General features: G+C 66.0%; 27 protein-coding genes. 10 read left to right on the top strand and 17 right to left on the bottom strand.

Going from position 1 to position 26,322, the window contains the following annotated elements:
* Window positions 1-23: 23 nt before the first annotated feature.
* Window positions 24-581, bottom strand: coding sequence for an RNA polymerase sigma factor (locus ACQY78_RS27645; protein ID WP_428681361.1), 558 nt, complete (start codon window positions 579-581; stop codon window positions 24-26).
* A gap of 94 nt (window positions 582-675) precedes the next feature.
* On the opposite strand from ACQY78_RS27645, the gene ACQY78_RS27640 reads away from it, so the two are divergent.
* The gene (locus ACQY78_RS27640; RefSeq protein WP_428681359.1) at window positions 676-2,232 is read left to right on the top strand and encodes a gamma-glutamyltransferase family protein; all 1,557 of its coding nucleotides are present in this window, start codon (window positions 676-678) and stop codon (window positions 2,230-2,232) included.
* A 64-nt stretch (window positions 2,233-2,296) separates the two neighbouring features.
* Here ACQY78_RS27640 and ACQY78_RS27635 read toward each other — a convergent pair whose 3' ends face one another.
* From ACQY78_RS27635 to ACQY78_RS27615, 5 genes are all read right to left on the bottom strand, one after another.
* On the bottom strand, window positions 2,297-2,866 hold the full coding sequence (locus ACQY78_RS27635; protein ID WP_428681357.1) for a TIGR00645 family protein: 570 nt from the start codon (window positions 2,864-2,866) through the stop codon (window positions 2,297-2,299).
* 78 nt (window positions 2,867-2,944) lie between these two features.
* Window positions 2,945-3,211, bottom strand: a complete 267-nt coding sequence (locus ACQY78_RS27630; protein ID WP_428681355.1) for a hypothetical protein — start codon at window positions 3,209-3,211, stop codon at window positions 2,945-2,947.
* A 104-nt stretch (window positions 3,212-3,315) separates the two neighbouring features.
* On the bottom strand, window positions 3,316-5,553 hold the full coding sequence (locus tag ACQY78_RS27625; protein WP_428681353.1) for a mechanosensitive ion channel family protein: 2,238 nt from the start codon (window positions 5,551-5,553) through the stop codon (window positions 3,316-3,318).
* A 57-nt stretch (window positions 5,554-5,610) separates the two neighbouring features.
* Complete coding sequence (locus tag ACQY78_RS27620; protein WP_428681351.1) at window positions 5,611-6,465, bottom strand: alpha/beta fold hydrolase; 855 nt, start codon at window positions 6,463-6,465, stop codon at window positions 5,611-5,613.
* Between the two features lie 9 nt (window positions 6,466-6,474).
* Window positions 6,475-7,449, bottom strand: coding sequence for a Bug family tripartite tricarboxylate transporter substrate binding protein (locus ACQY78_RS27615; protein ID WP_428681349.1), 975 nt, complete (start codon window positions 7,447-7,449; stop codon window positions 6,475-6,477).
* A 158-nt stretch (window positions 7,450-7,607) separates the two neighbouring features.
* On the opposite strand from ACQY78_RS27615, the gene ACQY78_RS27610 reads away from it, so the two are divergent.
* Entirely contained in the window at window positions 7,608-7,826 is a 219-nt protein-coding gene (locus ACQY78_RS27610) for a hypothetical protein (protein ID WP_428681347.1), read from the top strand.
* Here ACQY78_RS27610 and ACQY78_RS27605 read toward each other — a convergent pair whose 3' ends face one another.
* Window positions 7,827-9,437, bottom strand: coding sequence for a flavin-containing monooxygenase (locus tag ACQY78_RS27605; protein WP_428681345.1), 1,611 nt, complete (start codon window positions 9,435-9,437; stop codon window positions 7,827-7,829).
* A 129-nt stretch (window positions 9,438-9,566) separates the two neighbouring features.
* On the opposite strand from ACQY78_RS27605, the gene ACQY78_RS27600 reads away from it, so the two are divergent.
* Window positions 9,567-9,746: a hypothetical protein gene (locus ACQY78_RS27600; RefSeq protein WP_422014962.1), complete on the top strand. Its 180-nt coding sequence runs from the start codon at window positions 9,567-9,569 to the stop codon at window positions 9,744-9,746.
* A 30-nt stretch (window positions 9,747-9,776) separates the two neighbouring features.
* Here the strand turns inward: ACQY78_RS27600 and ACQY78_RS27595 are convergent, their stop codons facing one another.
* Both ACQY78_RS27595 and ACQY78_RS27590 read right to left on the bottom strand, forming a co-directional pair.
* Window positions 9,777-10,370: an NAD(P)H-dependent oxidoreductase gene (locus ACQY78_RS27595; protein ID WP_428681342.1), complete on the bottom strand. Its 594-nt coding sequence runs from the start codon at window positions 10,368-10,370 to the stop codon at window positions 9,777-9,779.
* Between the two features lie 53 nt (window positions 10,371-10,423).
* The gene (locus tag ACQY78_RS27590; protein ID WP_428681340.1) at window positions 10,424-10,819 is read right to left on the bottom strand and encodes a putative hemolysin; all 396 of its coding nucleotides are present in this window, start codon (window positions 10,817-10,819) and stop codon (window positions 10,424-10,426) included.
* 81 nt (window positions 10,820-10,900) lie between these two features.
* On the opposite strand from ACQY78_RS27590, the gene ACQY78_RS27585 reads away from it, so the two are divergent.
* A complete protein-coding gene (locus tag ACQY78_RS27585; RefSeq protein WP_428681338.1) occupies window positions 10,901-12,346 on the top strand; it encodes a DHA2 family efflux MFS transporter permease subunit in 1,446 nt (481 codons plus the stop codon).
* Here ACQY78_RS27585 and ACQY78_RS27580 read toward each other — a convergent pair.
* Together ACQY78_RS27580 and ACQY78_RS27575 are read right to left on the bottom strand one after the other, a co-directional pair.
* A complete protein-coding gene (locus tag ACQY78_RS27580) occupies window positions 12,343-12,840 on the bottom strand; it encodes a TspO/MBR family protein (RefSeq protein WP_428681336.1) in 498 nt (165 codons plus the stop codon). The two genes, ACQY78_RS27585 and ACQY78_RS27580, sit on opposite strands and share 4 nt — an antisense overlap.
* A complete protein-coding gene (locus ACQY78_RS27575; protein WP_428681334.1) occupies window positions 12,837-13,508 on the bottom strand; it encodes a DUF1345 domain-containing protein in 672 nt (223 codons plus the stop codon). The genes ACQY78_RS27580 and ACQY78_RS27575 overlap by 4 nt, the downstream gene beginning before the upstream one ends.
* 62 nt (window positions 13,509-13,570) lie before the next feature.
* On the opposite strand from ACQY78_RS27575, the gene ACQY78_RS27570 reads away from it, so the two are divergent.
* The 6 genes from ACQY78_RS27570 to ACQY78_RS27545 all read left to right on the top strand — a co-directional run bounded on the left by ACQY78_RS27570 (window position 13,571) and on the right by ACQY78_RS27545 (window position 19,904).
* Window positions 13,571-14,200: a trimeric intracellular cation channel family protein gene (locus tag ACQY78_RS27570; protein WP_428681332.1), complete on the top strand. Its 630-nt coding sequence runs from the start codon at window positions 13,571-13,573 to the stop codon at window positions 14,198-14,200.
* A 111-nt stretch (window positions 14,201-14,311) separates the two neighbouring features.
* Entirely contained in the window at window positions 14,312-15,136 is an 825-nt protein-coding gene (locus ACQY78_RS27565; RefSeq protein ID WP_428681330.1) for an orotate phosphoribosyltransferase, read from the top strand.
* A gap of 27 nt (window positions 15,137-15,163) precedes the next feature.
* Entirely contained in the window at window positions 15,164-16,822 is a 1,659-nt protein-coding gene (locus ACQY78_RS27560; protein ID WP_428681328.1) for a peptide ABC transporter substrate-binding protein, read from the top strand.
* Between the two features lie 168 nt (window positions 16,823-16,990).
* Window positions 16,991-17,971, top strand: coding sequence for an ABC transporter permease (locus ACQY78_RS27555; protein ID WP_428681326.1), 981 nt, complete (start codon window positions 16,991-16,993; stop codon window positions 17,969-17,971).
* The gene (locus ACQY78_RS27550) at window positions 17,968-18,870 is read left to right on the top strand and encodes an ABC transporter permease (RefSeq protein WP_428681324.1); all 903 of its coding nucleotides are present in this window, start codon (window positions 17,968-17,970) and stop codon (window positions 18,868-18,870) included. The genes ACQY78_RS27555 and ACQY78_RS27550 overlap by 4 nt, the downstream gene beginning before the upstream one ends.
* Window positions 18,870-19,904, top strand: a complete 1,035-nt coding sequence (locus ACQY78_RS27545) for a succinylglutamate desuccinylase/aspartoacylase family protein (RefSeq protein WP_428681322.1) — start codon at window positions 18,870-18,872, stop codon at window positions 19,902-19,904. Before ACQY78_RS27550 ends, ACQY78_RS27545 begins: the two co-directional genes overlap by 1 nt.
* A 142-nt stretch (window positions 19,905-20,046) precedes the next feature.
* Here the strand turns inward: ACQY78_RS27545 and ACQY78_RS27540 are convergent, their stop codons facing one another.
* The 6 genes from ACQY78_RS27540 to ACQY78_RS27515 form a co-directional block, all read right to left on the bottom strand.
* Window positions 20,047-20,907, bottom strand: a complete 861-nt coding sequence (locus ACQY78_RS27540; protein WP_428681320.1) for a DUF6671 family protein — start codon at window positions 20,905-20,907, stop codon at window positions 20,047-20,049.
* Between the two features lie 31 nt (window positions 20,908-20,938).
* On the bottom strand, window positions 20,939-22,132 hold the full coding sequence (locus tag ACQY78_RS27535; RefSeq protein WP_428681318.1) for a M20 aminoacylase family protein: 1,194 nt from the start codon (window positions 22,130-22,132) through the stop codon (window positions 20,939-20,941).
* Window positions 22,133-22,254: 122 nt separating this feature from the next.
* On the bottom strand, window positions 22,255-23,292 hold the full coding sequence (locus ACQY78_RS27530; RefSeq protein ID WP_428681316.1) for an ABC transporter ATP-binding protein: 1,038 nt from the start codon (window positions 23,290-23,292) through the stop codon (window positions 22,255-22,257).
* Entirely contained in the window at window positions 23,285-24,307 is a 1,023-nt protein-coding gene (locus ACQY78_RS27525; protein ID WP_428681314.1) for an ABC transporter ATP-binding protein, read from the bottom strand. The genes ACQY78_RS27530 and ACQY78_RS27525 overlap by 8 nt, the downstream gene beginning before the upstream one ends.
* Before the next feature lie 9 nt (window positions 24,308-24,316).
* Window positions 24,317-25,255, bottom strand: a complete 939-nt coding sequence (locus ACQY78_RS27520; RefSeq protein ID WP_428681312.1) for an ABC transporter permease — start codon at window positions 25,253-25,255, stop codon at window positions 24,317-24,319.
* A 1-nt stretch (window position 25,256) separates the two neighbouring features.
* Window positions 25,257-26,252: an ABC transporter permease gene (locus tag ACQY78_RS27515; protein ID WP_428681310.1), complete on the bottom strand. Its 996-nt coding sequence runs from the start codon at window positions 26,250-26,252 to the stop codon at window positions 25,257-25,259.
* Window positions 26,253-26,322 lie beyond the last annotated feature (70 nt).

Below are 26,322 nucleotides of genomic sequence, written 5' to 3'. Positions count from 1 at the left end.
ATACTACGCCAAAACACCGCGGTTCATCCCCGACTGCCGGGATCTTCCTCACGAAAATGGGCACGCAGTCTCTGCAAGGCCTTGTGGTGGGTACTGCGAATGGTCTGGGCATCGACGGACAGCAATTGTGCGACTTCCATGACGTCCCGCTCCTCGTCATAAAGGTATTTCAGGATCAGGACCTGCCGGGCGGTCAGGAGGCCCTCGGGTATCTTCAGCTTCTCGACATGGCGGTCCTCGACGCCAAGAAAAGCCTCTGGAACGTCATCGATCGGCTCGGTGGCCTGCCGGCGCCGCCTCAGATGATCGATGGCGCACGACCGCGAGACCACCGACAGCCAGGTCGGCAGGCCGGCCCGGCTCGGATCGTAGGTTTTCAACAGCCTGAAATCCTGGGCGCACAATCGGACGAAGACATCCTGTGCGGCGTCCATGACGTCGTCCTCCCCCACCCGGTGGGAGCTGAGGGTCCGCCGCACGACGGCATTGATCAGCGGGGCGGCGGCAAGGACGAACGCATCCCATGTGCGTTTGTCGCCTTTGGTCAGCGCCTGCAGATCGATCTGGTTCAGTTCAGCCACGCCACGATCTTTCTGCCTGTCCGCCCTGCAGTTTAACGGGCTTTGTGGCGAAAAGGGGCCCCGCTACAGTCCTTCCATCATTTGAGGAGCATTGATGAGCGAGTCGCTGACACGGCAACTGAAATTCACAAAGCATGCGGTTCGCGGCAAGGGCGTCGTCGTCGCCCAGAATGCCAAGGCTGCCGAGGTTGGCGCCTCGATCCTGCGCAAGGGCGGCAATGCCATCGACGCGGCCGTCGCCACCGGTATGGCTATCGGCGCCCTCGAGCCCTGGATGAGCGGCATCGGCGGCGTGGGCTTCATGACGATCTGGAGCGCAAAGGAGCAGCGGGCATGGACGGTCGACTACGGTCCCGTCTCGGCCAAGAAGCTCGATCCGTCCGTCTACAAGATCGTAGGCCCAGGCCCCGCCAATCCGTTCGCCTGGCCCGACATCCTCGAGCAGAGGAACGAGGTCGGCTATCACTCGATCGCCGTGCCCGGCATGGTCGCGGGTCTCGCCAAGGCGCTGGAGCGCTTCGGTACGGTTGCCTGGAAGGACGTGCTGCAGCCCGGCGTCGAGATTGCCCAGCGCGGCATGGAACTCGACTGGTACATGCAGGTGATGATCGCCAACGGCGCCAAGCATCTCGAGAAGTTCCCCGCCTCCAAGGCCAATTACCTGTGCGACGACGGCCGCGTGCCGGCCAGCGACTGGGCCGGCACCCGCCGCTACATCAAGCTCGGCAATCTCGGTGAGACGATGCGGCGGCTCGCCGAGGGCGGCCCGCGCGAATACTACGAAGGCAGCCTGGCGCGCGACATCGCCGCCGACCTGCAGGCCGGCGGGTCGGCCATCTCCTACGACGATCTCGCAAGCTACGAAGCCCGAATCGTCGATCCCCTTGCCTTCGAGCATAACGGCGTCACCATCAACGTCGCGGGCGGCCTCACGGCCGGCCCGACGCTGCGCCGCGCCATCGAACTCGCCGGCGCCGCCACCAGGGGCAAGGGCGCGCCCGGCGCCGACTTCTTCGCCGCCATCGCCGAGGGCATGCACAAGGCCTACGACGAGCGGCTGAAGACGCTGGGTGACAAGCCGACGGATACCTGCACGACGCATTTCTGTGCCGCCGATTCCGAAGGCAACATGGTGGCGCTGACCCAGACCCTGATGAGCCTGTTCGGCTCCTGCGTGATGCTGCCGAAGACCGGCATCACCATGAACAATGGCATGCTGTGGTTCGACCCGGAACCGAATCGCCCCAACTCGATCGCCCCGGGCAAGAAGCCGCTTTGCAACATCTGCCCGGTCGTCGTCGTCAAGGACGGCCAGCCCTGGTTCTGCATCGGCGCTTCCGGCGGGCGGCGCATCGTCCCGGCGGTCTCGCAGCTCTCGCTGATGATGATCGACCGGGGCATGGACGTGGAGGCCGCGTTCCATCAGCCGAGAGTTGACATTTCCGGCGTCGGTCCGATCCGGGTAAACCGCGACCTGCCGGACGAGGTGAAGAAGGCGATCGCTGCCAAGCTGCCGATCGTCGAAGTCGACAATCCGGTCTCGCCCCTGGGCTTCGCCAATCCCTCCTGTATCGTTCGCGATCCCAAGACGGGAGAGCTCACTGGCATGAACGAAATCATGTCGCCCTGGGCGGGCGGCGCGGCGCAGTAATCGCGGAACTCCTCCCGCCGGCGCCCTGTCGGCGGGAGGAACTCCGGCACTCCGCCGCTGGCAGTCAGTGATGGCGGGCGGGCGGCTGGGAGATGCGGTCGACGATGGCAATGCCCACGGCCGACAGGATGAACAGAGCGTGGATGATCGCCTGCCACATGATGGCCGCCTCGGTGTAGGTGGCGTTCGGCTTTCCGAGGCTGCCGGCCTCGATGAAGGTCCTGAGCAGGTGGATCGACGAGATGCCGATGATCGCCATCGCCAGCTTGATCTTGAGGACGCTCGCATTGACGTGGCTCAGCCATTCCGGCTGGTCGGGATGGCGGTTCAATTCCATGCGTGAGACGAAGGTCTCGTAACCGCCCACGATCACCATGATCAGAAGGTTGGAGATCATGACCACGTCGATCAGGCCCAGGACGATCAGCATGGCCTGTAGTTCGGTCACGCTCGGGCTTTCCACGACGAGATGCAGGAGTTCCTTCAGGAACAGGAAGACGTAGACGACCTGCGCCACGATCAGGCCTAGATAGAGCGGAAGCTGCAGCCATCGGGAGGCGAAGATGAACCGGGGGATCGGCCGCAGGCGGCGGGGGTCACGCACGGGTTCGGAACGCACTTCATCGGTCGCCATAAGAGCCCTCTTGGGAGTGTCGAGAGCGGGCATTTGCCCGATCCCGCGGCCTCTTGCAACCGGTGTGCAGTTACACTCCTAGGTCAGGCCATCCTTGTCGGCGGCCAGCAAGGCGGAGAGTTCGTCGGGATCGACGGGCACGACCTGACGGGTCTGGCCCGGCGCCGGGGCCGCCGGAAGGTGGAGCATCGTCGCCGTCCGCAGATAGGCCCCGAAGCTCAGCCCCTCGATTGGCTCCTCCTCTGTCACGAGGCGATAGGTGCCGGCGGGCTGCTCCTCATCCACGGCTGAGAGCGTGAACGGACGGTTGAACGTTACAGATGTAAGCGTCGTGCGCGTGGACATCATTCCCTCTGGCGCACGACTTCGCGGACGCTGCGCAGCCGCCCCCTCTCATATGGGGCGACCGCTCGGGATTGTCAGGAGCAACACCGGATTTATCGACCGTGTCAGCCCGCCGCTGCAGCGGGCATATTCGCCGGCGCGGGCAACGGGGGCAGCCCCTCCCCTCCGGGATCGTTGGACGCCGGGCCGGTATGGACCACGACGGCAGCCCCTCCCGTCGCGAACTCGAAACCGAGCGCCGGGAAGGTGCTGAACATCCGCTTCATGGCCTCGCGCTGGATTGCCGCCGGATTACCCGGCTTGGCGGTGAACTTGAAGCGCACCACGATGGCATTGTCGGCGATGTCGGCAACACCCTGCATCTTGAAGGGTGCCAGGACTTGGTCGGCGATGGCCGGCATCTCCATCATGTCGGCCCCGATCTTCTTCGAGGCCTTGCGCAGCTTCTCGATGTCGGTGTCGCGGGCAAAGCGCAGATTGAACTTCGTGGTGATCCAGTCGCGGCTGAAGTTGGTGATCTGGCCGAGCTGGCCGAACGGGATCGTATGCACCTGCCCATTCTGGTGGCGCAGCTTGATCGAGCGCAGCGTGAAGCCCTCGACCGTGCCCTTGGCCTTGCCGCAGTCGATGTATTCGCCGACCCGGAAGGCATCGTCCGAGAGGTAGAACAGGCCCGACACGATATCCTTCACCAGCGTCTGGCTGCCGAAGGAGATGGCGATGCCGAACACCGAGGCGCCGGCGATCAGCGGCGTGATGTTGATGCCAAAATCCTGCAGCGCGACCATCACGGCGATCAGGATGATCAGCACGGCGGCGGTGCGCCGCATCAGCGGCATCATGGTGCTGAGCCGCGAGGCCGGGCCTGCCGCCGCATCGCCGTCGGCGATCGCCTGCGCCGGATCCTTGGTCTTCGTCCCCATGTAGGGTTCGGTCATGTACTTGAAGAGCTCCCAAGCGACGAAGGCCACGAACAACGTGACCCCGGCGGTGCGGGAGGACTTCGTGAGCTGCTCCCACTCGCTGTCGTTCACGAGGTGCAGCACCTGCACGACCCAACTCTCGGCGATCATCACGAACACAGCGATCAACACCGCCACGCGGATGCAGCGCGCCACGACGTCCGGCAGCTTGGGCGTCGAGCTGGCGGGCGTCCGCCCGGCGAGCTGCGAGTCAAGGCGGCGCACGAAGGCCTGCATCAGCGTCTCGAAGATCAGCACGCCGACGACCAGGTTCAGCGTCAGGACCATCGCCGAGCCGACATGCAAGGACCCGGACACGGCGCCGTAGATGAGCGTCACACCGAGCGCGATGAAGAACAGAGGAGCGATGGGGATCCACTTGCGGCCCAGCCCGCCGATCACCGGCGCAAGCTCTCCCAGGCCGCCGAACCACTGCCGCGCGGCGACGCGGGACCGGTACGCGAGCCACAGGAACGTCGCCAGGTAGAGGAAGCCGCCGATGACCTGGAAAGCGGCGACGGCCTCTGCCGGGGTGCGCATGGCGACCAGGACCTGGCCCAGGATGCGCATCAGCACGATGACCAGCATCACCACGGAGATCCGCAGGTACATGGTCTTCGCCTCGTGATCGTCGGCCGCGCAGAGGCGCGCGGTCGGCAACTCGGGCTGCAGGATGACGCGGAACAGCAGGATGTAGAGTCGCCAGGAGAAGATGCCTGCCAACACGGCGGCGGCGAGCTTGTCCTGTCCCGTGGTCCCGGTGAACCACGCTCCGGTGGCCGCATTGCAGATCAGCCAGACAGCCAGCACGCCCAACCCGTCCAGTACGGCGAGCCCCACCAGGTGGGCGATCGACCGCACACCGTTCTCGGGCCCGGCATTCGCCGCCAGCTTCGTCCTGAACCGATGAAGCAGCAGGCGCAGGATGGCCTCGGCCGCGACGGCAGCCACCGCCACGGCGCAAAGAAGCAGCAGGAACGTCGATGGTCCGCGGCCGCCTTCCGTCTGCTGGTCGAGAAGGCTCGGAATGCGCGCGAGTTGGACGCCGAGAACAGGAAGTGCGTCGACGACCTTGACCGTACCATCGATGAAGGCCGCAAATGGATCTGGTCCCGCTTTCGGCTCGACGCGCACGATCTTGGGCGGCGGCGGCGCCTTGGACTTGGCTGGGGTCGCTGCGGGCGCCGCGGCGGGAGCCGGCGCATGCGCGCCTTCAGCCTTCAGCTTCTCCGAGACGGAATTGCTGATTGCATCGACCAGTGAGTCGAACTGCTCCTGCGAGAGGCCAGCCGGCGGCGCGCCTGCCGTCTGAGCCTGTGCCGCAACGCCCAGCCCAAGGGCAAGCGTCAACGCCAATGCGAGTGTGCGAAGAGCGTTCACGATCTCGATCCTTCCTTAACTCACGTTCAATTCAGCCAGTATTCTCCGCCTTTTACACTAGTTGTGTATGTTTTCGAACCGTGAAGTCAGCGTCCGGGAACCAGGTGGCGCGCGGCGCTCGATGAAATCGAGCATCGACCGGGCGCAGAGGTCGGCGTGTGTGGCCGCGACATGATACGAATCGCCCGGCACCACCATGAATTCCGACTTCGGGATCGTCTGCTGCCAGTCGCGTACGGCCTCGACCGAGCCCAGGCCGCTCGCGTCCGTCGTCACGACAAGCGTCGGACAGGCGATCGACGGCAGGTCCGGTCGCACGTCGATGCGCGGCACCGAGCGAATGAAGCCAAGCTGGGTCGAGAGCGGAGTCCTACCCATCAGCTTCGCCCAGCCCTCCATCATCGCCGGATCGCACGTGCTACCGAGCCGGCCCGGCATCGTCCAGCGGGCCCAGCTCTCGACCCCCTTCTGCTCGATATGCTCGAGCCACGCGTCGGCGCGCGAGCCGACAGAGATCTCGCCCGACACGATGCCGCCCAGGACCGCGAGCGAGCGCACGCGGCCGGGGTGGCGGGCCGCGAGACGCAGCGCCAGTGGGCAAGCCACCTTGGCCGCGCCGATGTGGAACGAGGCGAGCCCCAGCGAATCGGCCAAGGCGATGAAATCGTTGATGAGCCGGTCGACCGACCACTTGTAGTCGAGCGCCATCGGCGTCGACTGGCCGAAGCCGCGCATGTCGGGCCGCACCACACGAAAACGGCGGCCGAGGACGGGCATCAGGCCGTTCCACGCCTCGCCGCTCTCGGCGTTGCCATGCAGCAGCAGCATGGCCTCCGCTTCCGACCAGGAATCGGCAAAGCACTCGTCGCGATAATACATGTCGAGATCGGGGGTGATCTTGGCGCGCGGCATGGCTCGCTCCTACTCGGGCTGAATACCGGCAGCGCGGATGAGATCGCCCCACTTGGAGACGTCGTCGCGAATGAGCTTGGCGAAGGCGGCCTGCTCCATCGGCGCCGGCTCGGCGCCCTGTTGCTCGAGCTTCGCGCGGATCTCCGGCTCCGCGAGGATGGCGCGCAGTTCGGCGTTCAGCTTCTGCACGATCGGATCCGGGGTCCCCGAGGGGACCAGGATCCCGTTCCAGCCGAGAACCTCGTAGCCTGGTACGCCGGCCTCCTCGATGGTCGGCACATCGGGAAGCAGCGGCGAGCGCGTGCGTGTGCTGACGCCCAGGGCCCGCAGGCGCCCGTCCTTCACCAGCGGCACGGCGGTGATCGGGGTGTCGAAGAAGACCATGACCTCGCCGCTCATCAACGCCTGCTGGGCCGCCGGAGCGCTGCGATAGGGAACGTGCGTCATCTCGATGCCGGTCCTGGCCCGGAAGAGCTCGGCGCCGAGATGCGCCAGGCTGCCGGCGCCCACCGAGGCGAAGGTGACCCTGTCCTTTTTCGCCAGCTCGATCAGCTCCTTGATGTTCCTCACCGGCAGCGCCGGCGGCACCAGCAGGACCAGAGACACGGTCGTGAGTGTCGTGACGCCGGTCAAGTCGCGCAGCGTGTCGTAGGGAAGCTGTTTCTTCAGCGTCGGGTTCACCGGATGGCTGGGATAGACCATCAGCAGCGTGTAGCCGTCCGGCGCCGCGCGGGCCGCGACTTCGGTGCCGATGATGCCGCTCGCCCCGGCCCGATTGTCGATCATCACAGGCTGCCCCAGCCGCTCGGAAAGCCGGGCGCCGACGATGCGGGCAACGATGTCCGTGATGCCGCCCGCCCCCGTTGGAACGACGATGCGGAGCGGCTTGGACGGATACGCCTGCGCTTGCGCCGTCGACGCGGCGACACCGGAGGCGACAACAGACAGGAGCGCCGCGCCCGCGGCGCGTCTCGTGATCATCATCCGACGTTTCCTTCCCACTTTCATTATGCGGCGAGGCTAGGAAGCGGATCGAAGCAGGGTCAAGCCGACCCTTCTGCACCGTGGTGCGGCCTTGCCATCAGGCGAGCGGCTCGTCACATTTCCGTCCGCCTCGAGGAACGGTTGAGTCTCGCGCTGCCATGGACAAGGAACAACTTGAACGCGTGAACCGGGCGCTTGCCCCCTGGATGCCGGCGCGCCGGATCCACCGTCATCTCGTGATGGCGCTCATCGGCCTTGGCATGATCCCGTTCTTTCGTCCGGACATGCACATGGAGTTCCTGCTCCTGGCCTGGCTGGCGCTGCCCTTCACCTCGCCGAGGGTGAGAGCCACCGTCGCCGGCTGGTTCGGCCGCTGACTATCCCAGGTCCATTTCGCGGTAGTCGCCCGCGGCGACCTCGTCGCATCGGGCGCGATAGGCCGGGGCGCTGCCGCTGTAGCGCGAGATGCGCCTCGTCTGCTTGCCCTCGACGTTGGTGTTGACGCCGGTAAACCACGAATTGACGTCGTTCGACAGAAGGCCGACCGACGCCTCTTGCACCGTCTTCATCCAGCCCTTCACCCCGTCGGGCCGGGCATCGATGCGGGTCAGGCCGCGGTCGCGCATGAATCGCAGCAGGTCGGTGACCCACTCGACATTGTATTCGATGCTGCGCGGAATGTTGCCGAGCGCCGTGTGCGGCCCGAGCAGCATCAGCATGTTGGGAAAGCCCTCGACCGACATGCCGACGAAGGTCTCTGCGCCCTCCGCCCACTTGTCCTTGAGCTTGCCGCCGCCGACGCCGCGGATATCGATCCGGTCGAAGGCGCCGGTCAGGGCGTCGAAGCCGGTGGCATAGATGATCATGTCGAAGTCATAGTCGCGCGCGCTGGTGCGGATGCCCGTCGGCGTCACGCGTTCGATCGGCGTCTCCGTGAGATCGACCAGTTCGACGTTGGGCTGGTTGTAGACCTCGTAGTAGCGGGTCTCGAGCGGCACGCGGCGGGTGCCGAAGCCGTGGTTCTTCGGTATGAGCTTTTCGGCGACTTTGGGATCCTTCACCCGGCTCCTGATCTTGCGGGCGACGAAGTCGGAGATCAGCGCGTTGGCCTCCTTGTTCGTCAGGATATCGTTGAAATTGCCGACCCAGATGCCGAACCCGCGCTCGCCATAGAGCTTCTCGAAGAAGGCCTCGCGCTCCTCCGGCGTCACCTCGAAGGTGCCGCGCGGATCGGCAGTGTGCAGGAAGCACGCGAAGGTCTCCTGGCAACGCCGGAAGATGTCCGGATAGTCGGCGCGGATCCGCGCCATCTCGGCGGCGTCGATCTTGCCGTTGTGCAGCGGCGCGCACCAGTTGGGGGTGCGCTGGAACACGGTGAGAGCCTTTGCCGTCTTGGCCACTTCCTGGATGGTCTGCACGCCGGTCGCGCCGGTGCCGATCACCGCCACGCGCTTGCCCTCGAAGCTCACCGGCTCGTGTGGCCAACGGGCGGTATGGCAGCTCTGGCCCGCGAAACTGTCGATGCCCTCGATACGCGGCATCGTGAACGCCGACAGGGGACCGATGGCCGTGATCAGGAAGCGTGCGGTGTGGCGGCTGCCATCCTCCAGCGTGACCTGCCAGCTCCTTGTTTCCTCGTGCCAGTGGGTGGCCATCACCTTGCTGCGGAACTGGATGTCGCGCCGCAGGTCGAACTTGTCGGCGACGTGGTTGAGGTAGCGCAGCGTCTCGGGCTGGGGCGAAAAATGCTCGGTCCAGTCCCACTCCTCCAGCAATTCCCTGGAGAAGGAATAGCCGTAGGAATAGCTCTCCGAATCGAAGCGAGCGCCGGGGTACCGGTTCCAGTACCAGGTACCGCCCACGCCGGTACCAGACTCGAACACTCGGACTTTAAGGCCGAGCTCGCGAAGGCGGTAAAGTTGAAAAAGGCCGGACATGCCGGAGCCGACGATGATCGCGTCGTAGTCGGGATTCGGGTCGAGAAGCATGCGACACCCTAGCGGCGAGTGTGGCCCATCTGCAACGCATCACCACCGCACAGCGATCCAGTTCGCCCGCACGCAACCCGCGCGTACCGCTCCCGTTGCGCTGCATCAATTGCAAGCAAAGGAGCGCCCATGATCAAGTCAATCGTTCTCGTTACGCTGGTCGGCACGGTCGTCGCGGGCTGCTCGGTCCGTAGCGAACGCGTCGTGGAGGTTCCGGCCCAGACGACCACCCAGCGCACAACCACTGTCTCGTCCGACCCCTATACCCCGACGACGACCACGACCACCTATTCCACCCCGACCCGCTAGCCTTTCCGACGGGCGTGAAAGGGCGCGGCTTCAGCGAATTCGCGTGAGCCGCGCCTTTACTCTGTCGAGATAGGTTTCGCGCGCCTTCTGGGTCGAATGATCCATGTCATAGTGAGCCAGCCAGAACGTCGAAACGCGTTTGGCGCACATCTGTTTCAGTCCACGCGCGAAGACCTTCCGTCCCGGATCGCCGGCGAACAGCCGGACGATCCACCAGGGCGAGCCGAAAGTCGTGACCACGCCCAGCAGTCTGACGTTTCGAAGGTTCGGCTCGAGGTGATTATCCTTGGCATCGTAGACGAAGGCGGTGCCGGGTCCCCAGACGCGATCGACATAGCCCTTCAGCATGGCTGGCATCGAATACCACCAGTGCGGAAAGCAGAAGATGACGCCGTCGACGCTGGTCAGCGTCTCGACATAGCGAACGACGGCTGAATCGTCATACCCATTCCCCATGTAGGTCCGACGCTCGGCCTCCGTCATCGCCGGCTGAAAGGCCTCGCGGTAGAGGTCGGTTGCGATCACGTCATGACCGTTCTTCCGCAGCGTCTCCACGGTCGCCTGGAAAAGCGCGTGGTTGAAGCTGTCTTCGAGCGGATGGCAGTGAATGACCTGAATGCGCATGACGGACCCCAACGGTCGCTCCTGTGCGCGCGTTGCGCCATCAGCGCGCTGCGCTACCGCCCCGAACAGCTGCCGGCGTAGTAGGCGTCGGCCTCACAGACCTTGCCGTTCACGAGGGCACACGATCCGTGTTCCGGCATCACACCGGGAGGAGACGTGACCGAATAGCGCCCGCCGGTGATGGCGCAGTAACGCCCCGCCGGCGTGGCGAAGCCTGTCACCCTGAGGCCCGTCTTCGGGCATTCGCCTCTGAGCAGCGCCCATTCCTCGCACTGATAGTTGTCAACAAAGACGCAGACCCCGAACTCGCCGCCGTCGGGTCGGCGCTCGATCGTCAGCGTACCGCCCTGCTGCGTGCAGTTGACGGACGCCGGATTTGCCAGCTGGGGCTGGGCCCCCGCGCCGGCGGCCCAGAGCAGAATGATTCCTGAAACGAAGATCCGGTACATGCAGGCCTCCTGCCGGACCCTATACGAATCGGTGCATTGCGTCCTCAGCCGGTCCGGGGTCAGACTGCGGACGAATTGAACATGAGCATGCCCGCATCCCCCTCGCCCGACATCAATATCAAGCGGCTGCTGCCCTGGCTGGTCGCCGTTGCGTTCTTCATGCAGTCGCTCGACACGACCATCCTGAACACCGCCGTGCCCGCCATCGCCCAGGCGATGAATGTGACGCCCCTCAACGTGAAGTCTGTCCTGGCGAGCTACACGCTGAGCCTGGCGGTGTTCATTCCGGTGAGCGGCTGGATGGCCGACCGGTTCGGGACGCGCCGCGTCTTCGTGGCAGCGATCGCGGTTTTCTGCCTGGGGTCGCTGCTCTGCGGCCTGTCGACCACGCTCGACATGCTGGTGGGCTGCCGCGTCCTGCAAGGCGCGGGGGGCGCCATGATGATGCCAGTCGGCCGCATGACGCTCGCCCGCACCTACGGCAAGGCCGACCTGGTCAGAGCCATGAGTTTCGTGGCCATTCCCAGCCTGATCGGCCCGATGATCGGCCCCGTGGCGGGCGGCGCGATCGTCCACTGGCTGCACTGGAGCGTGGTGTTCTTCGTCAACATCCCGGTCGGCATCGTCGGGCTCTACTTCGTGCGCCGCTACCTGCCCGACTATCGGGAGGAGAAAACCCATCCGCTCGATGTGCTGGGGCTGATCCTGTTCGGCGGCGGTATCGCGCTTCTGTCCTATGTGCTGGAAGTGTTCGGCGACAACACGCTGTCGCGCGGTGAAGTCCTAGGCCTGCTGGCGGTCGCCGCAACGTTGCTGGCGGGATATGGCATCCGGGCATCCCTGACGAAATTCCCGCTGCTCAACCTCGCCCTGTTCAGGATCCGCACTTTCCGGGCGGCCGTGAACGGCGGCTTCTTCACCCGGCTGGGCCTGGGCGGCATCCCATTCCTCTTCCCGCTGCTCTATCAGATCGGTCTCGGCTTCTCGCCGATCCAGTCGGGACTCCTGGTGCTGCCCCAGGCCATCGCGTCGATCGGCCTCAAGACTTTCATGCCGGCCATCCTGGCGCGCCTCGGCTATCGGAACGTGCTGGTCTTCAACACGATCGTCGTTGGGCTGCTCATCATGTCGTTCGCCACCGTCGGCGCCGAGACGCCGGTCTGGCGCATCGTCCTGCAGGCCTTCGTGCTCGGCTTCTTCACCTCGATGCAATACACCAGCATGAACACGCTGGTTTACGCCGACGTGTCAGGCTCGCAGACCAGCGGCGCCAGCACGATCGCCGCCACGGGCCAGCAGCTTTCGATAAGCTTCGGCGTGGCGGGCGCGTCGCTGATCGCGGCCATGTTCGTGCCGGCCGAGATGCATTCCCACGCCGGCACGATGATCTACGGCGTTCAGCAGGCCTTTCTCATCCTGGGCGCCATGACGGTCCTCTCGTCGGTCGTGTTCATGGAGCTGAAGGCCGACGACGGCGGCGACATCAGCAGGCACGACAAGTCCGCCGACCATCCGCCCGAGCACTAGTTGAGGCGCCAGATGGCGATGTTCAGAACCGTCGCGAAGGCGATCCAGGCCAGATAGGGCACCAGCAACATCGCCGCGATCCGGTCGATCCGCCGGAACATCAGCGCCGTCGCCACCACGAGCAGGTCGAGTGCGAGGATGACGGCAACAGCCAGACCGGGATCGCGAAGGCCGAAGAAGGCGACGCTCCAGCCCAGGTTGACCGCCAGTTGCAGCGCGAAGACCGCCAGGGGGCCGCGGGCCGTGTCGCGGTCGGCCGCGCGCCACACCCGCCAGGCCGCGATGCCCATCATGACGTAGAGCGTCGTCCAGACCGGACCGAAGATCCAGTTCGGCGGATTGAACGACGGCTTGGTGAGCGTGGGATACCACTCGGTCACGCTGGCGGCCGTCACCGCCCCTCCCAACCCACCGATGCCGAGGCAGATGCCGACGAAGAGCACGAGCGCAAGGATGTCCTTGCCGGTGCCGAGATCAGATCGTTTCGTGCTCATGACACAAGGCTCGCTCCGACGTTGATGGTGAGGGCGAGGATCGCCGTATTGAATACGAAGGAGACGATGCCGTGGACCAGCGTGATCCGCCGCATCGCGGGCGATACCGTGCCGACATCGCCGGTCTGTGCCGCGCAGCCGATCACGAACGAATAGTAGAGAAAATCGCCATAGTCCGGCGGGCGGTCGCCGGGAAACTCCAGCCCGCCCGGTCCGTCGTCGTCCGGACGGTAATAGATGTTGGCATAGTGCAGGGTGAACACGAGGTGCGTGAACGTCCATGAGAGGGCCACGGTTGCACCGGTGAGCACGAGCGCATGCCAAAGGGAGCCGTGCGGCGTCTTCAGCGCCGCGAGTTCCGAGAAGATCGTGGCGAAGCTCGCGCTGGCGCTCACGACGACGACCAGCAGGATCACCCAGTCGCCCTCGTCATAGTAGGCTGCCCGCGCGTAGCAGGTTTCCACCGTGGACTTGGCGATCATGGCCAGAGTCATGACGATGTAGGCTAGGGCCGCCAGGTCCCAGCCCAGCAGCCCTCTCGTCTCGATTCTCATGTCCTGCGGCAGCAGCAGGAACAGCGCGAGGCCCGCAGCCAGCGCGATCAGCAGCCGTGTGCGGGCGTGGACGAAGCGGCGAAAGCCGCGGGGTGGGACGGTCGATTCGGTCATGCTGGTTCCATGTACCACTGTGGCATCTCGGCGGCGGACAGCAATCGCTGTAAAGTCCCGGCATGCTCTTCGACGCAATGGACCTGGTCGCTACCTTCGTGTTCGCCATCAGCGGCGCCACACGCGGGGTGCGCAAGCAGCTGGATCTGTTCGGGGTACTGGTCCTCGCCTGGCTGGCCGGGGTCGCAGGCGGCCTGGCGCGCGACCTCCTGATCGGGGCCGTGCCGCCGGCGGCGATTGTCGACTGGCGCTATCTCGCGGCGACGGCCGCGGCCGGGCTGTTGGGGTTCTTCGCATCGGACGTGATCGACCGGCTGCGCACGCCGGTACTCCTGTTCGACGCCGCCGGCCTCTGCCTGTTTGCCGTCACCGGCACCGAGAAGGCCCTGCTCTACGGGCTCAGCCCCCTGATGGCGGCCATGCTGGGCACGGTGACCTGCATCGGAGGCGGCGTGGCCCGCGACCTCCTCACCCTTCAGGTCCCGACGGTTCTGCGCTCGGAACTCTACGCCGTGGCCGCGCTGGCGGGGGCGGGCACGATATCCGTGGGCTTCTGGGCCGGCTGGCCCATGTTCCCGACCGCCCTGGCGGGCGCGGGGATTTGCCTGTTCCTTCGGGTGATGTCGATCTACCGGGGCTGGCGACTTCCCGTGGCGGTCACGAAACATAAGTTTCACCCGGAAACTGACTAAAATTTCGCCTTCTTCTCGCCAGAATGCCCGCGCCGCCCTTGCCGGTCGGGTGCATGGACGCTAAACACACGGCCGTCATTTTGTCGCAAGCGGCGTGGGGGAAAGAGCAGCATGGCGACGAAGAAGAAGGTCAAGTCGACTGCAACCGCGCCTTCAACCAAGGCCGCTAAGAAGTTGACAAAAAAAGCGAATTCCGGCCGTGCCAGCGGCACCAAAGAAGCGCGTGCAAGTGGCACGACAGACCCGCGCGCCAGCGGCACACCGGAAGCGCGGGACACCGCCCGTCTCCTGCTGGAGATCGAGGCAATCCATTGCCGGCCGGAGAACCCGTATATCTTCACCTCGGGCCGCGCGAGCCCGGTCTACATCGACTGCCGCAAGATCATTTCCTTCCCGGAAGCGCGGGCCAAGATCATGGCCCACGCCCACAAGGCGATCGAGAAGGCCATCGGCTGGAACAAGATCGACGTGGTGGCCGGCGGCGAGACCGCGGGCATCCCGTTCGCTGCCTTCCTGGCGGCCCTCTCCAAGAAGCCGATGATCTACGTTCGCAAGCAGCCCAAGGGCTTCGGGCGCATGGCGCAGATCGAGGGTGAACTGAAGCCCGGCAAGCGCGTCCTGCTGGTCGAGGACCTCGCGACCGACGGCGGCAGCAAGCTGGTCTTCATCGAGGCACTGAAGAAGGCCGAGGCCAAGGTCACCGACTGTTTCGTGGTCTTCCACTACGGCATCTTCCCGCAGAGCATCGAGATGCTGGCCGCGGCCGGCGTGAAGCTGCATGCGCTGGCCACTTGGTGGGACGCGCTGGAAGCCGCCGAAAAGCACAAATACTTCGACGAGATGGGGCTGACCGAGACCCGCGCCTTCCTCGAGGCGCCGGAGAAGTGGTCGGCCAGCCATGGCGGCCGCCCGCCCTCGCGCGCGCTGGGCCGCTAGCCGGCACTTTGCTACGGTGCGGCGGACATGATCCGCCGCCTCCTCTCGACCCTCCTGGCGCTCGGCGCCCTCGCCTCTCCTGCCGCCGTCATGGCGCAGGCCAAGGACGAACTCGTCGTGGCCATGACGCAGATGCCGGGCACCTGGAACCCGATCATCAGCTCCATGCTCGCCAAGTCGCTGATCGCCAACATGACGGCGCGGCCGGTCACGGCCTACGACGCCGACTGGAAGTTGGTCTGCCTGGTCTGTACCGAATTGCCCACGATCGAGAACGGAAGGGCCCGGGTGATCGATCTTGCTGGTGGCAAGAAAGGCATGGAGATCGACGTCGAGCTGCGCGACATGCGCTGGGGCGACGGCACGCCGGTCTCGGCCAAGGACGTAGCCTTCACCCTTGAGGTTGGCCAGCACCCGCTGTCCGGTGTTGCGTCGTCAGAGGGTTACAAGCGGATCATCAAGCTCGATGTGAAGGACGACCGTCGTTTCACCATGACGATCGACCGCGTCACCTTCGACTACAACAGCATCGCCCTGCAGTTGCTGCCGGCGCATATCGAGAAGCCGATCTTCGACGCCAACCCGGCCGAGTATCGCAACAAGACCGCCTACGACACCCAGTCGACCAATCCAGGCCTCGCCTTCGGCCCCTACCGCCTGACTGAGATCGTGCCCGGCAGCCGGGTGGTCCTCGAACAGAACCCGACCTGGACCGGCCAGAAACCCCATTTCAAGCGCATCACCGTCCGAATCATCGAGAACACCGCGGCGCTGGAGGCCAACCTCCTGTCGGGCAGCGTCGACTATGTCTTGGGTGAGCTCGGCCTGTCGCTCGACCAGGCCATCGCCTTCGAGAAGCGCCACAAGGACAAGTACGACGTCGTCTACAAGCCGGCGCTGATCTGGGAGCATATCGACGTCAACCTCGACAACAAGCTGCTGGCCGACCGCCGTGTCCGCCAGGCCATGCTGCTGGCGATCGACCGCAAGGCCATCTCGGAGAAGCTGTTCGAGGGCAAACAGCCGATCGCCCATGGCGGGATCAGCGAACTCGATCCGATGTTCAGCCCCGCCGCCCGCCAGTACGGCTACGACCCGGCGGCCGCCCGCAGGCTGCTCGACGAGGCGGGATTCTCGACCCTCCGCAACAATGTCCGCCAGAACGCCGCCGGCGAACGCCTCTCCGTCGAACTCGGCACGACCGCCGGCAACAGGGTACGCGAGCTGGTGGCGCAGGTGATCCAGAGCCAGCTCCGTCAGGTCGGCATCGAGGTGCGCCTCAAGGCAGAGCCGCCGCGCATCTTCTTCGACGCCATGGGCAAGCGGACCTATGGCGGGCTCGGCATGTATGCCTGGGTGCAGCGGCCGGAAGGCGTGCCGCGCTCGTCGCTCCATTCCACGGAAATCCCGTCGGCCGCCAACGGCTGGAGCGGGCAGAACTACCCGGGCTACGCTAATCCCGAGATGGACACGGTCCTCGACGCCGCCGAACGCGAACTTGACGTCGTCAAGCGCCGTGCGCTGTTCGCCCAGATCCAGAAACTCGCGGCCGACGACCTGCCGTCCCTGCCGCTGTTCTTCCGGGTCGACCCGTTCGTGATCCCCAAGCCGCTAAAGGGCGTGACGCCGACCGGCACGCTCAACAGCTCGACCCTGTGGGTGGAGCAGTGGCGCTGGGAGAACTAGATGGCGCTCCGCCCAGATGAATAGGCCAGTCGCGCGTAACCTAAGGGTCCTTCGCTGCGCTCAAGATGAGAATTTTGCCGGGATTGGCGCAGTGCGCCGACACAGGAATCGCTGTCATCCTGAGAGCAGCGAAGGACCTTTCGCTTCCCCTCCCGGCGGGACGGGGACATGAGCCGCTACTTCGTCGCGCGCGCCGTCCAAACCGTCGTCACCCTCCTCCTGATGAGTCTGGTCGTCTATCTGCTGATCGGCCTGATGCCGGGCGATCCGATCGACATGATGATCTCGGGCGATCCGACGATGACCAGTGCCGATGCCGCCCGCCTGCGCGCAGCGTATGGCCTCGACAAGCCATTGTTCGAGCGATACCTCGCCTGGCTGCTGCAGGCCCTGCAGGGCAATTTCGGCTACTCGCGCTCCTTCGGCCAGCCGGTGCTGACCGTGCTTTGGCCGCGCCTTCTCAACACGCTGCTGCTGGCCGGCCTCGCCTTCGTGATCTCGGTGGCGGTCGCCCTGCCACTCGGCATGTGGGCGGCCGCCCATCCGCGCAGCCGGGCCGACTACCTGATCAACCTTCTGTGCTTTGGGGGGATCTCCGCGCCGCCCTTCTGGCTGGCGCTTCTGCTGATCACCCTGTTCGCCGTGAAGCTCGGCTGGCTGCCGGCCGGCGGCATGGCCGACATACGGGCCGGCACGCCGTGGACGACCGCGCTGGCCGAGCAACTGCGCCACCTCGCCTTACCCGTGCTGACGCTAACCCTCGTCCAGCTCGGCGGCTACACCCGCTTCATGCGCGGCGCCATGATCGAGGCGCTGCGTCAGGACTATGTGCGGACAGCCCGGGCCAAGGGCGCCTCGGAGCGCATCGTGCTGTGGCGCCACGCCTTCGCCAATGCGCTGTCGCCGGTCCTGACGATCCTCGCCCTCTCGTTCGGCGGGCTCGTCTCGGGCGCGCTGATCACCGAGACGATGTTCGCCTGGCCCGGCATGGGCAAGGCGATCTACCAGGCCATTCTCGAGAACGACTACAACCTCGCCCTGGTCGGCCTGCTGGTGGCCACGGCCGCCACCATCGGCGGCAACCTGCTGGCCGACCTGGCCTATGCCTGGGTCGACCCGCGCGTCTCCCTGGCGGATGCCACGCCATGACGGCGGCGACCCTCCAGCCGACGGCCTGGCGGCGCATGCTGCGCCACCGGCTCGCCTGGCTCTCCCTGGCCTTCCTCGCGATCCTGCTGGTGCTGGCCGTGGCCGCCCCGCTGATTGCCGACCTGCGCGGCATCGATCCGACCGAGACCGATCTCTTCCGCCGCTTCGAAGGCCCCTCCGCCCGGCACTGGCTGGGGACCGACGATCTCGGACGCGATCTCTTCCAGCGCCTGCTCGACGGCGGTCGGGTCTCGCTGCTGGTCGGCATTTCCGGCGCGCTCCTGTCGGCAATCCTCGGCGCCTTCATCGGCGTGCTGGCGGGATATCTCGGCGGGCGGCTCGACGCCTTCCTGATGCGCCTCACGGACGGCGTCATCTCCCTGCCGCTTCTGCCCCTGCTGATCGTGCTGGCGGCGGTGGATCCCCGGAAGCTGGGCGTGCCGGCGGAGATCGCCCAGTCGGAGATGTTCTCGCTCTATCGCATCGTGGTGATCGTGGCGCTGACCGGCTGGACGACCGTGGCCCGCCTGGTGCGCGCCGAGACGCTCTCGCTGAAGGCGCGGGATTTCACGCGTGCAGCCGTCGCGCTGGGCGCACGGCCAGGACGCATCATGTTCCGCCACATCCTGCCCAACACGGCCGGCACGCTGGTCGTCGCCACCACCATGTCAGTCGGCACGCTGATTCTGTTCGAATCGACCCTGTCGTTCCTCGGCCTCGGCATCCAGCCGCCGGCCGCGAGCTGGGGCAATATGCTGACCGGTGCCCAGGAACTGCTGCAGGAGGCCCCCGTGCTGGCCCTGTGGCCGGGCCTGCTGATCTTCCTGACCGTGATCGCCTTCAACTTCCTCGGCGATGGACTGCAGGATGCCCTCGATCCCAGAAGCGAGAGACGCTGATGACCGACGCAACATTGAAGTCCACCGAATTCACCGCGATGAGCCGCCTCACGCCGGACATCGACCTCAATGCCGAGGGCAAGGCGACGGGCTTCGTGCGCGTGCCGCATTCAGTGCACCGCTCGGCCTATGGCTGGATTCCGATCCCCATCGTGCGCATCAAGAACGGAGACGGCCCGAACGTACTGATGCAGGCCGGCAACCATGGCGACGAATGGGAAGGCCAGATCGGCCTGGGCAACCTGATCCGCGCCATCGAACCGAAGGACATCAAGGGCCGCCTGGTCATCCTCCCCTCGGCCAACTTCCCGGCCGCCATGGAGGGCCGCCGCACCTCGCCGATCGACGAGGGCAACTTGAACCGCTCCTTTCCCGGCGACGCCGAGGGCACGATCACGCAGCAGATCGCCTACTGGATCGAGCATGCGCTGCTGCCGGGGTTCGATTACGCCTTCGACTTCCACTCCGGCGGCAGCTCGCTCACCTATATCCCGAGCGCGCTGGCACCGCGCCATCAGGACGCCGCCCGCATGGAGAAGGTCATGGGCCTGCTCAAGGCCTTCGGTGCGCCGGTGAGCTACATCTCTGCCGCCCCGCAGGGCGGTGGTCGCACCTTCACCTCGGCATCGTACCGCCAGGGTGTGGTCGGCATGGGCACCGAGTTGGGCGGCGGCGGTCTCGTGACCCCCGGGTCGCTCAAGGTGGCCGAGGACGGCATGCGCCGTGTGCTGGCCCATGTCGGCCTGCTGCAGGGCCCGGTGCCGGCGCCGACCAAGACGCGCTTCACAGAGATCGGCGGCGACGACTACTACGTCTACGCGACGGACGGCGGCCTGTTCGAGCCGCTGGTCGAGCTCGGCGACGAGGTGAAGGCCGACCAGCCGGCCGGCCGCATCCACTTCCATCACACGCCGTGGCGCGAGCCCGAGGTGGTGACGTTCAAGCGCGCCGGCCTGGTCCTCTGCAAGCGCGTCCCGGCGCGCTGCGAACGCGGCGATTGCCTGTTCCATCTGGCGACGGACCTGGCGGTTTAGCTCGACGGGAGAACCACCACTCCGAACCCTCTGTCATCGCGGGCGGGGTACCCCCGCCCTGGAGCGCACCGAAGGATCTTGCGCCTGCTCAGAAATACCCTGGTCGTCCGTCAGGTCCTTCGCTGCGCTCAGGACGACAGATTCAAGTCACCCGACAGTGCTTGCAGGAGAGCTTCGGCGCAGTACGACGGCCGTCCTTGCGCGGTCGCGCTTCGGCATGGCCGCAGACGTTGCAGCCGTCGATCTCGAAGTCGATCCAGTGGGTGGGATCGCCGCAGGCCTCGCAGGGCAGGCCGCGGCGCGACTGGATGCGGCCGAAGCCCGGCGCGTGACACTTGGGGCAAAGACACTGCAGGCGTTTCGCGAGCTGCCAGCCTGCCGCACGCAGCACTTTCATGCGGGTCGGATTGCGATGCGCGCGCATGTCCGAATAAAGCACGGCGAGTCCTTCCGTGGAGCGCTCGGCCTCGCGGTCCATGGTGGCGATCACTTCCTCTTCGGTGGCGAGGCCCTTGACCGGGTGATCCATGTCGCTGCTGCAGGCGACGAACACGCCGTAACGCGGGAAGCCCATGGCGCGTAGCACGGTGAGGCGCGCCGGATCGCCAGCCCGGAAGCGCGACAGTCGCCAGGTCGTGTGGTGCGTCTGGAACGTGTCGACCAGCCGGATACCGCGCTTGCGGTCGATGAAGGCCAGGATCTCGACCCCGCCGGGATTGAGCGGCACGCGGTCGATCGGCCCGTAGCTGCCCTCACTCGCGACCGCGCAATCGACGTCCATCGTCCGGAAGGCCAGTTCGGCCTTGAGGAGCGAGGTCTCGACCAGAGCATCTGGTCGCGGCACCTCGCCAGAGAAGGTCCCGAGCATGTCGGTGTCGAGTTCCGGCGCGGCCACGATTTCCGCCCCGAGCACGCGGCGAAAGGCGGGCCCTAGCGCCCGCTCCTTCTCGTGCATCGTCGCCAGCCCGATGCGGGCCTTGGCGTAAGGGTGCAGACCTGACACGACCGCGTCGCAGGCTGGGGGAGTTGCGGCTTTACTCCGCCGCCTGCGGCATCGCCTCACGCACGAGCTGCTGCTCGACCAGTGTTGCCCAATAGGACGCGCCGATCGGCAGGATCTCGTCGTTGAAGTCGTAGCCCGGATTGTGAACCATGCAGCTGCCGACGCCGTCGCCGTTGCCGACCCAGATGTAGCAGCCCGGCTTCTTGAGCAGCATCCAGGCGAAATCCTCGGAGCCCATGGCCGGCGTCGGATTGCGGTTCACGTTCTCCAGCCCGACCAGCGAGGCTGCGGCCTGGGCGGCGAACTCGGTCTCCTGCACGCTGTTCACGGTCGCGGGATAGCGCTTCTCGTAGCGCCATTTCACGACCTCGGCGCCGAAGCCCGCGGCGACGTTGCGCGCGATCTTCTCGATGTTCTTCTCGATCAGGTCCTGCACCGGCTTCTTGAAGGTGCGAACCGTGCCGCGCAGCACGCATTCCTGCGGGATGACGTTCCACGCGTCGCCGGCATGAATCTGCGTCGTCGAGACGACGGCGGTGTCCATCGGGTCGACGTTGCGCGCCACGATCGACTGCAGCGCCGTCACGATGTGCGCGCCGACAACGACCGGGTCGATCGTGTGCTGCGGCATGGCGCCGTGTCCGCCGACGCCCTTCAGCACGACCTCGAAGATGTCGTAGGCGGCCATCATCGGGCCGGGACGGACGGCGAACTTGCCGACCGGGATGCCCGGGATGTTGTGCATGCCGTAGACGCCCTCGACCGGGAACTTCTCGAACAGCCCCTCTTCCACCATCACGCGACCGCCGCCTTCATTCTCCTCGGCCGGCTGGAAGATGAAGTAGACGGTGCCGTCGAAATTCTTGGTCTCGGCGAGGTACTTGGCGGCGCCCAGCAGCATCACCGTGTGACCGTCATGGCCGCAGGCGTGCATCTTGCCCGGGATCGTCGACTTGTGATCGAACTGGTTGGTCTCGTGGACGTCGAGCGCATCCATGTCGGCGCGCAGGCCGATCGCCCGATTGGACGTGCCCGAGCGCAGCACGCCCACGACACCGGTCTTGGCCAGGCCGCGATGGACCTCGATGCCGAAGCTTTCCAGCTTCTCGGCGACCACATCGGCCGTCCGCACCTCCTCGAAGGCCGTCTCCGGGTGGCTGTGAATGTCATGACGCCACGCGGTCATGTCCTTGTGGAACGAGGCAATGCGGTTGATGACCGGCATCCTGAAATCTCCGTTGAAATTGTTGCGCCGGATCGTAAGCGAGCCCCGCCACAGATCAAGCGTGCTCGGCGTCCGTCGACGCACATCAGGCCTGATACGGAAGCGCCTTCCCGCAGGCGGCGTCAGGTATTGAGCGCGTAGGTCCGGTCCTCGATCGGCAGCCGGCCTTCCTCGATTGCGTGGCAGGCCACGGTGCCGCCCTCGATCGGCAACGCCTTGGGCCGCTCGGCCTTGCAGCGGTCGTTGGCGAACGGGCAGCGCGGGTGGAAGGTGCAGCCGGAGGGCGGGTTGATCGGGCTTGGCACCTCACCGCCGACCGGGCTGCGCTGGCGGCCGGTCATCTCGAGGTCGGGGATCGTGTCGAGCAGCATCCGCGTGTAGGGGTGCTTGGGCCGCCGGAACAACGTGTCGGTCGGGGCCACCTCGACCAACCGGCCGAGGTACATCACCCCCACGCGCGTGGAGATGTGATAGACGACCGCGAGATTGTGGCTGATGAACAGATAGGTGAGCTGCAGGCGCCGCTGCAGGTCGACCATCAGGTTCAGGATCTGCGCCTGCACCGAGACGTCGAGCGCCGAAGTCGGCTCGTCGCACACCAGGAATTCCGGCTCGCTGGCGAGCGCGCGGGCGATCGAGATGCGCTGGCGCTGGCCGCCCGAGAATTCATGCGGATACTTGCGACCGTCGGCCGGGTTCAGCTTCACCTGCCGCAGCAGCGCGGCGACGCGGGCCTCGAGGTCGGCCTTACCGGTCGAGAGGCCGAAAGCGCGGATCGGTTCGGCGATGATGTCGAATACGCGCCAGCGCGGATTGAGGCTGGCAAACGGATCCTGGAAGATCATCTGCATACGCCGCCGCAGCGCCGCCATGTCCGACCGGCTGTGACGGCCCGCCATATCGTTGCCGTCGAACTCGATGCGGCCGGACGTGGGCGGATAGAGGCCGACCACGAGGCGGGCGACCGTAGACTTGCCGCAGCCCGACTCGCCCACCAGCGAGAAGGTCTCGCCCTTGGCGATCTCGATGTCGATACCGTCGACCGCCTGCACGACCTGGCGCGGCCGGCCTTCAAGCTTGCGCACCAGCCAGGGCGCGGAGACATCGAAGTGACGCTTCAGCCCTTCGATGCGGACAAAATCGGCGCCGCCGTCAGGCATCGACCGTCTCCTTGAGGATGGGGGCGCCGACGCCGCCGCTATCGTGCAGCCAGCAGGCCGCGCGTGTTGCACCGGCCGGCATCAGGTTCGGGCGCTCGACCAGACAGCGCTGGCCCTTGAAGGTGCAGCGCGGGTTGAAGGCGCAGCCACGGGGGATCTCGGTGAGACGCGGCATGGCGCCGTCGATCTGCGTCAGCCGGTCGGTGCGTACGCCGAGGCTCGGGATCGAGCCCATCAGGCCCTTCGTATAGGGATGCTTGGCGTGCTTCACGACCTCGCGTACCGGGCCGATCTCGGCGACACGGCCGGCATACATCACCGCGACCCGGTCCGCCGTCTCGGCGATCACCCCCATGTCGTGCGTGACCAGCATCACCGCCGTGCCGTGGTCGCGGCACAGGCGTTTCAGGAGCGCGATGATCTGCGCCTGGATCGAGACGTCGAGCGCGGTCGTGGGCTCATCCGCCACGATCAGCCGCGGGCCGGCGCACAGCGCCAGCGCGATCACGACCCTCTGGCGCATGCCGCCAGAGAACTGGTGGGGGTAGTGGTCGATGCGCATCTCGGCGCCGGGAATGCCCACCTCCTTCAGGAGTTCGATCGCGCGCGCCTTGGCCTGGCTGGCCGAGAGCGGCATGTGGGTCTGGATCGTCTCGATGAGCTGGCGGCCCACCGAATAGAGTGGATTGAGGCTGGTCAGCGGGTCCTGGAAGATCGCACCGATGCGCGCGCCGCGAATCTTGCGCATCTCCTCATAGGGCAGGTTGTCGATCCGCCGCCCTTCCAGCCGGATCTCGCCGCCGGCCACGCGGCCCGGCGGCTCCAGCAGGCCGATGATGGCATTGCCGGTCAGCGACTTGCCCGCCCCGGACTCGCCCACCACGCCCAGCACTTCGCCGGGCGCGATGTCGAAGGAGACGTCGTCGACGGCGAGCAAGGTGCCCCGGCGCGTCGGAAACTCGACCCGCAGGTTGCGGACCTCGAGGAGCGGTGCGGTGTTGGATGCGGCGGCCATCGGTCGTGACTATCGCAGTTTGGGATTGAGGGCGTCGCGCAGCCAGTCGCCCAGCAGGTTGACGGCCAGGACCAGCGCCGCAAGCGTGATGCCCGGGAAGACGGTGATCCACCAGTCGCCCGACTGCAGTACGTCGTTGCCGAGCCTGATCAGCGTGCCCAGCGACGGCTCTGTGGACGGCAGGCCGACCCCCAGGAACGACAGCGTCGCCTCGGTGATGATGGCGAGGCCGAGATTGATGGTGGCGATCACGAGCACCGGGCCGGTCACGTTGGGCAGCACGTGGCGCACCATGATCAGCAGCGGCGACAGGCCGATCACGCGCGCCGCCTGGACGTATTCCTTGTTCTTCTCGACCATGACCGAGCCGCGGACGGTGCGGGCATACTGGACCCAGAAGCTGAGTCCGATGGCGCCCACGATCACGAAGACGGCGATCTCGTCGTGTCGCTGCACGGAGATCACGCTGCGCACGATGCCGTCGATCAGCAGGGCGACCAGGATCGCCGGGAAGGTGAGCTGCACGTCGGCGATGCGCATGATCAGCGCATCGATGGCGCCGCCGAAATAGCCGCTGAGCAGGCCGAGCGCGATGCCGATCGACATGGCCACGACCACTGACGCGAAACCCACGATCAGCGACAGCCGCGTGCCGTACATGATCGAGGAGAGGATATCCCTGCCCTGGTCGTCAGTACCCAGCGGAAAGGCCCATTCGCCATCCGGCGACAGCAGCACCGGGGGCTTCAGCCCGTCGCTGAGGCTGAGCGTCGCCGGGTCGAACGGCGTGTGCGGCGCCAGCACCGGCGACAGGAAGGCGATCAGGATGATCAGGATCGTGCCCACGGCCGCCACGACCGTCAGCGAGGATGACTTGAAGCTCCACCAGATGTCGCTGTCGGTGACCCTGTGGAGCCAGCCGGGGGAGGTCGAGGGATGGTCGCTCATCTCAATGCCCTGCCACGCGCGCCGCCCCGCCCTGGCTGCGCAGGCGCGGATCGACGACGAAATAGAGAAGATCGACCGTGAGGTTGATCAGCACGAACAAGAGACCGATCAGCATCAGATAGGCGGCCATCACGGGAATGTCGGAGAACTGGACGGACTGGATGAAGAGCTGGCCGACGCCCGGCCACGCGAACACCGTCTCCGTCACGATGGCGAAGGCGATCAGCGCGCCGAGCTGCAGGCCGGTGACGGTGATTACCGGCACCAGCGTGTTCTTCAGCGCATGCCCGAAATTGATCGCCCGGTTGGTAAGCCCCCTCGCCCGCGCGAACTTGATGTAGTCGGTGCGCATCACTTCCAGCATCTCCGAGCGCACCAGCCGCATCAGCAGGGTGAGCTGGAACAGGCCCAGCGTGATCGAGGGCAGGATCAGCGCCTGCAGGCCCTTCACCGTCAGGAAGTTGGTGGGCCACCAGCCGAACAGCATGACCGTCTCGCCGCGCCCGAACGACGGCAGCCAGTGCAGCCACACCGCAAAGACGAGGATCAGGAGGATGCCGATCACGAAGGTGGGCAGCGATATGCCTATCAGCGAGACAGCTTGCATCAGCCGGCTCGACCAGTGCTTTGGATAGAGCCCGGTATAGACGCCCATGGGGACGCCCACGAACAATGCGAAGATCGCGGCACAGAACGACAGTTCCAGGGTGGCCGGCATGCGTTCCAGGATCATCCGGCCGACCGGCTCGGAGGTGCGGTAACTCAGGCCGAACTTGCCCTGCGCCGCATTGCCGATGAAGCGCAGGAACTGGATCGGTGGGCTGTCGTTCAGCCCCAGCCGCTCGCGCAGCGCTTCGCGTTCCGAGGCCGGCGTGTCCTGGCCGACCATGGCGTTGATCGGATCGCCGACGTAGCGAAAGAGTGAAAAAGACACCAGACCGACTGTCAGCAGGACAGCGATCGATTGAAGAAGTCGTCGGAGGATAAAGGCGAGCATATGCTGTTCTTGGCCTGGCGCAGCCCTAGCAGGAATGGCGCCATAACGGAACCGGCCCCGGTCGCAGGCT

The sequence above is a fragment of the Reyranella sp. genome (assembly GCF_965279625.1).
GTDB lineage: Bacteria > Pseudomonadota > Alphaproteobacteria > Reyranellales > Reyranellaceae > Reyranella.
This window is presented reverse-complemented; position numbering and strand designations above follow the sequence as displayed.

What these genes read in the sequence shown, in the direction of transcription:
- ACQY78_RS27595 (WP_428681342.1), bottom strand. Translation starts at nt 10,370, where the DNA reads ATGCGCATTCAGGTCATTCACTGCCATCCGCTCGAAGACAGCTTCAAC.
- ACQY78_RS27630 (WP_428681355.1), bottom strand. Translation starts at nt 3,211, where the DNA reads ATGTCCACGCGCACGACGCTTACATCTGTAACGTTCAACCGTCCGTTC.
- ACQY78_RS27545 (WP_428681322.1), top strand. Translation starts at nt 18,870, where the DNA reads ATGACCGACGCAACATTGAAGTCCACCGAATTCACCGCGATGAGCCGC.
- ACQY78_RS27565 (WP_428681330.1), top strand. Translation starts at nt 14,312, where the DNA reads ATGGCGACGAAGAAGAAGGTCAAGTCGACTGCAACCGCGCCTTCAACC.
- ACQY78_RS27555 (WP_428681326.1), top strand. Translation starts at nt 16,991, where the DNA reads ATGAGCCGCTACTTCGTCGCGCGCGCCGTCCAAACCGTCGTCACCCTC.
- ACQY78_RS27585 (WP_428681338.1), top strand. Translation starts at nt 10,901, where the DNA reads ATGAGCATGCCCGCATCCCCCTCGCCCGACATCAATATCAAGCGGCTG.
- ACQY78_RS27560 (WP_428681328.1), top strand. Translation starts at nt 15,164, where the DNA reads ATGATCCGCCGCCTCCTCTCGACCCTCCTGGCGCTCGGCGCCCTCGCC.
- ACQY78_RS27580 (WP_428681336.1), bottom strand. Translation starts at nt 12,840, where the DNA reads ATGAGCACGAAACGATCTGATCTCGGCACCGGCAAGGACATCCTTGCG.
- ACQY78_RS27525 (WP_428681314.1), bottom strand. Translation starts at nt 24,307, where the DNA reads ATGGCCGCCGCATCCAACACCGCACCGCTCCTCGAGGTCCGCAACCTG.
- ACQY78_RS27590 (WP_428681340.1), bottom strand. Translation starts at nt 10,819, where the DNA reads ATGTACCGGATCTTCGTTTCAGGAATCATTCTGCTCTGGGCCGCCGGC.
- ACQY78_RS27610 (WP_428681347.1), top strand. Translation starts at nt 7,608, where the DNA reads ATGGACAAGGAACAACTTGAACGCGTGAACCGGGCGCTTGCCCCCTGG.
- ACQY78_RS27530 (WP_428681316.1), bottom strand. Translation starts at nt 23,292, where the DNA reads ATGCCTGACGGCGGCGCCGATTTTGTCCGCATCGAAGGGCTGAAGCGT.
- ACQY78_RS27615 (WP_428681349.1), bottom strand. Translation starts at nt 7,449, where the DNA reads ATGATGATCACGAGACGCGCCGCGGGCGCGGCGCTCCTGTCTGTTGTC.
- ACQY78_RS27550 (WP_428681324.1), top strand. Translation starts at nt 17,968, where the DNA reads ATGACGGCGGCGACCCTCCAGCCGACGGCCTGGCGGCGCATGCTGCGC.
- ACQY78_RS27620 (WP_428681351.1), bottom strand. Translation starts at nt 6,465, where the DNA reads ATGCCGCGCGCCAAGATCACCCCCGATCTCGACATGTATTATCGCGAC.
- ACQY78_RS27570 (WP_428681332.1), top strand. Translation starts at nt 13,571, where the DNA reads ATGCTCTTCGACGCAATGGACCTGGTCGCTACCTTCGTGTTCGCCATC.
- ACQY78_RS27535 (WP_428681318.1), bottom strand. Translation starts at nt 22,132, where the DNA reads ATGCCGGTCATCAACCGCATTGCCTCGTTCCACAAGGACATGACCGCG.
- ACQY78_RS27640 (WP_428681359.1), top strand. Translation starts at nt 676, where the DNA reads ATGAGCGAGTCGCTGACACGGCAACTGAAATTCACAAAGCATGCGGTT.
- ACQY78_RS27575 (WP_428681334.1), bottom strand. Translation starts at nt 13,508, where the DNA reads ATGACCGAATCGACCGTCCCACCCCGCGGCTTTCGCCGCTTCGTCCAC.
- ACQY78_RS27520 (WP_428681312.1), bottom strand. Translation starts at nt 25,255, where the DNA reads ATGAGCGACCATCCCTCGACCTCCCCCGGCTGGCTCCACAGGGTCACC.
- ACQY78_RS27600 (WP_422014962.1), top strand. Translation starts at nt 9,567, where the DNA reads ATGATCAAGTCAATCGTTCTCGTTACGCTGGTCGGCACGGTCGTCGCG.
- ACQY78_RS27635 (WP_428681357.1), bottom strand. Translation starts at nt 2,866, where the DNA reads ATGGCGACCGATGAAGTGCGTTCCGAACCCGTGCGTGACCCCCGCCGC.
- ACQY78_RS27605 (WP_428681345.1), bottom strand. Translation starts at nt 9,437, where the DNA reads ATGCTTCTCGACCCGAATCCCGACTACGACGCGATCATCGTCGGCTCC.
- ACQY78_RS27515 (WP_428681310.1), bottom strand. Translation starts at nt 26,252, where the DNA reads ATGCTCGCCTTTATCCTCCGACGACTTCTTCAATCGATCGCTGTCCTG.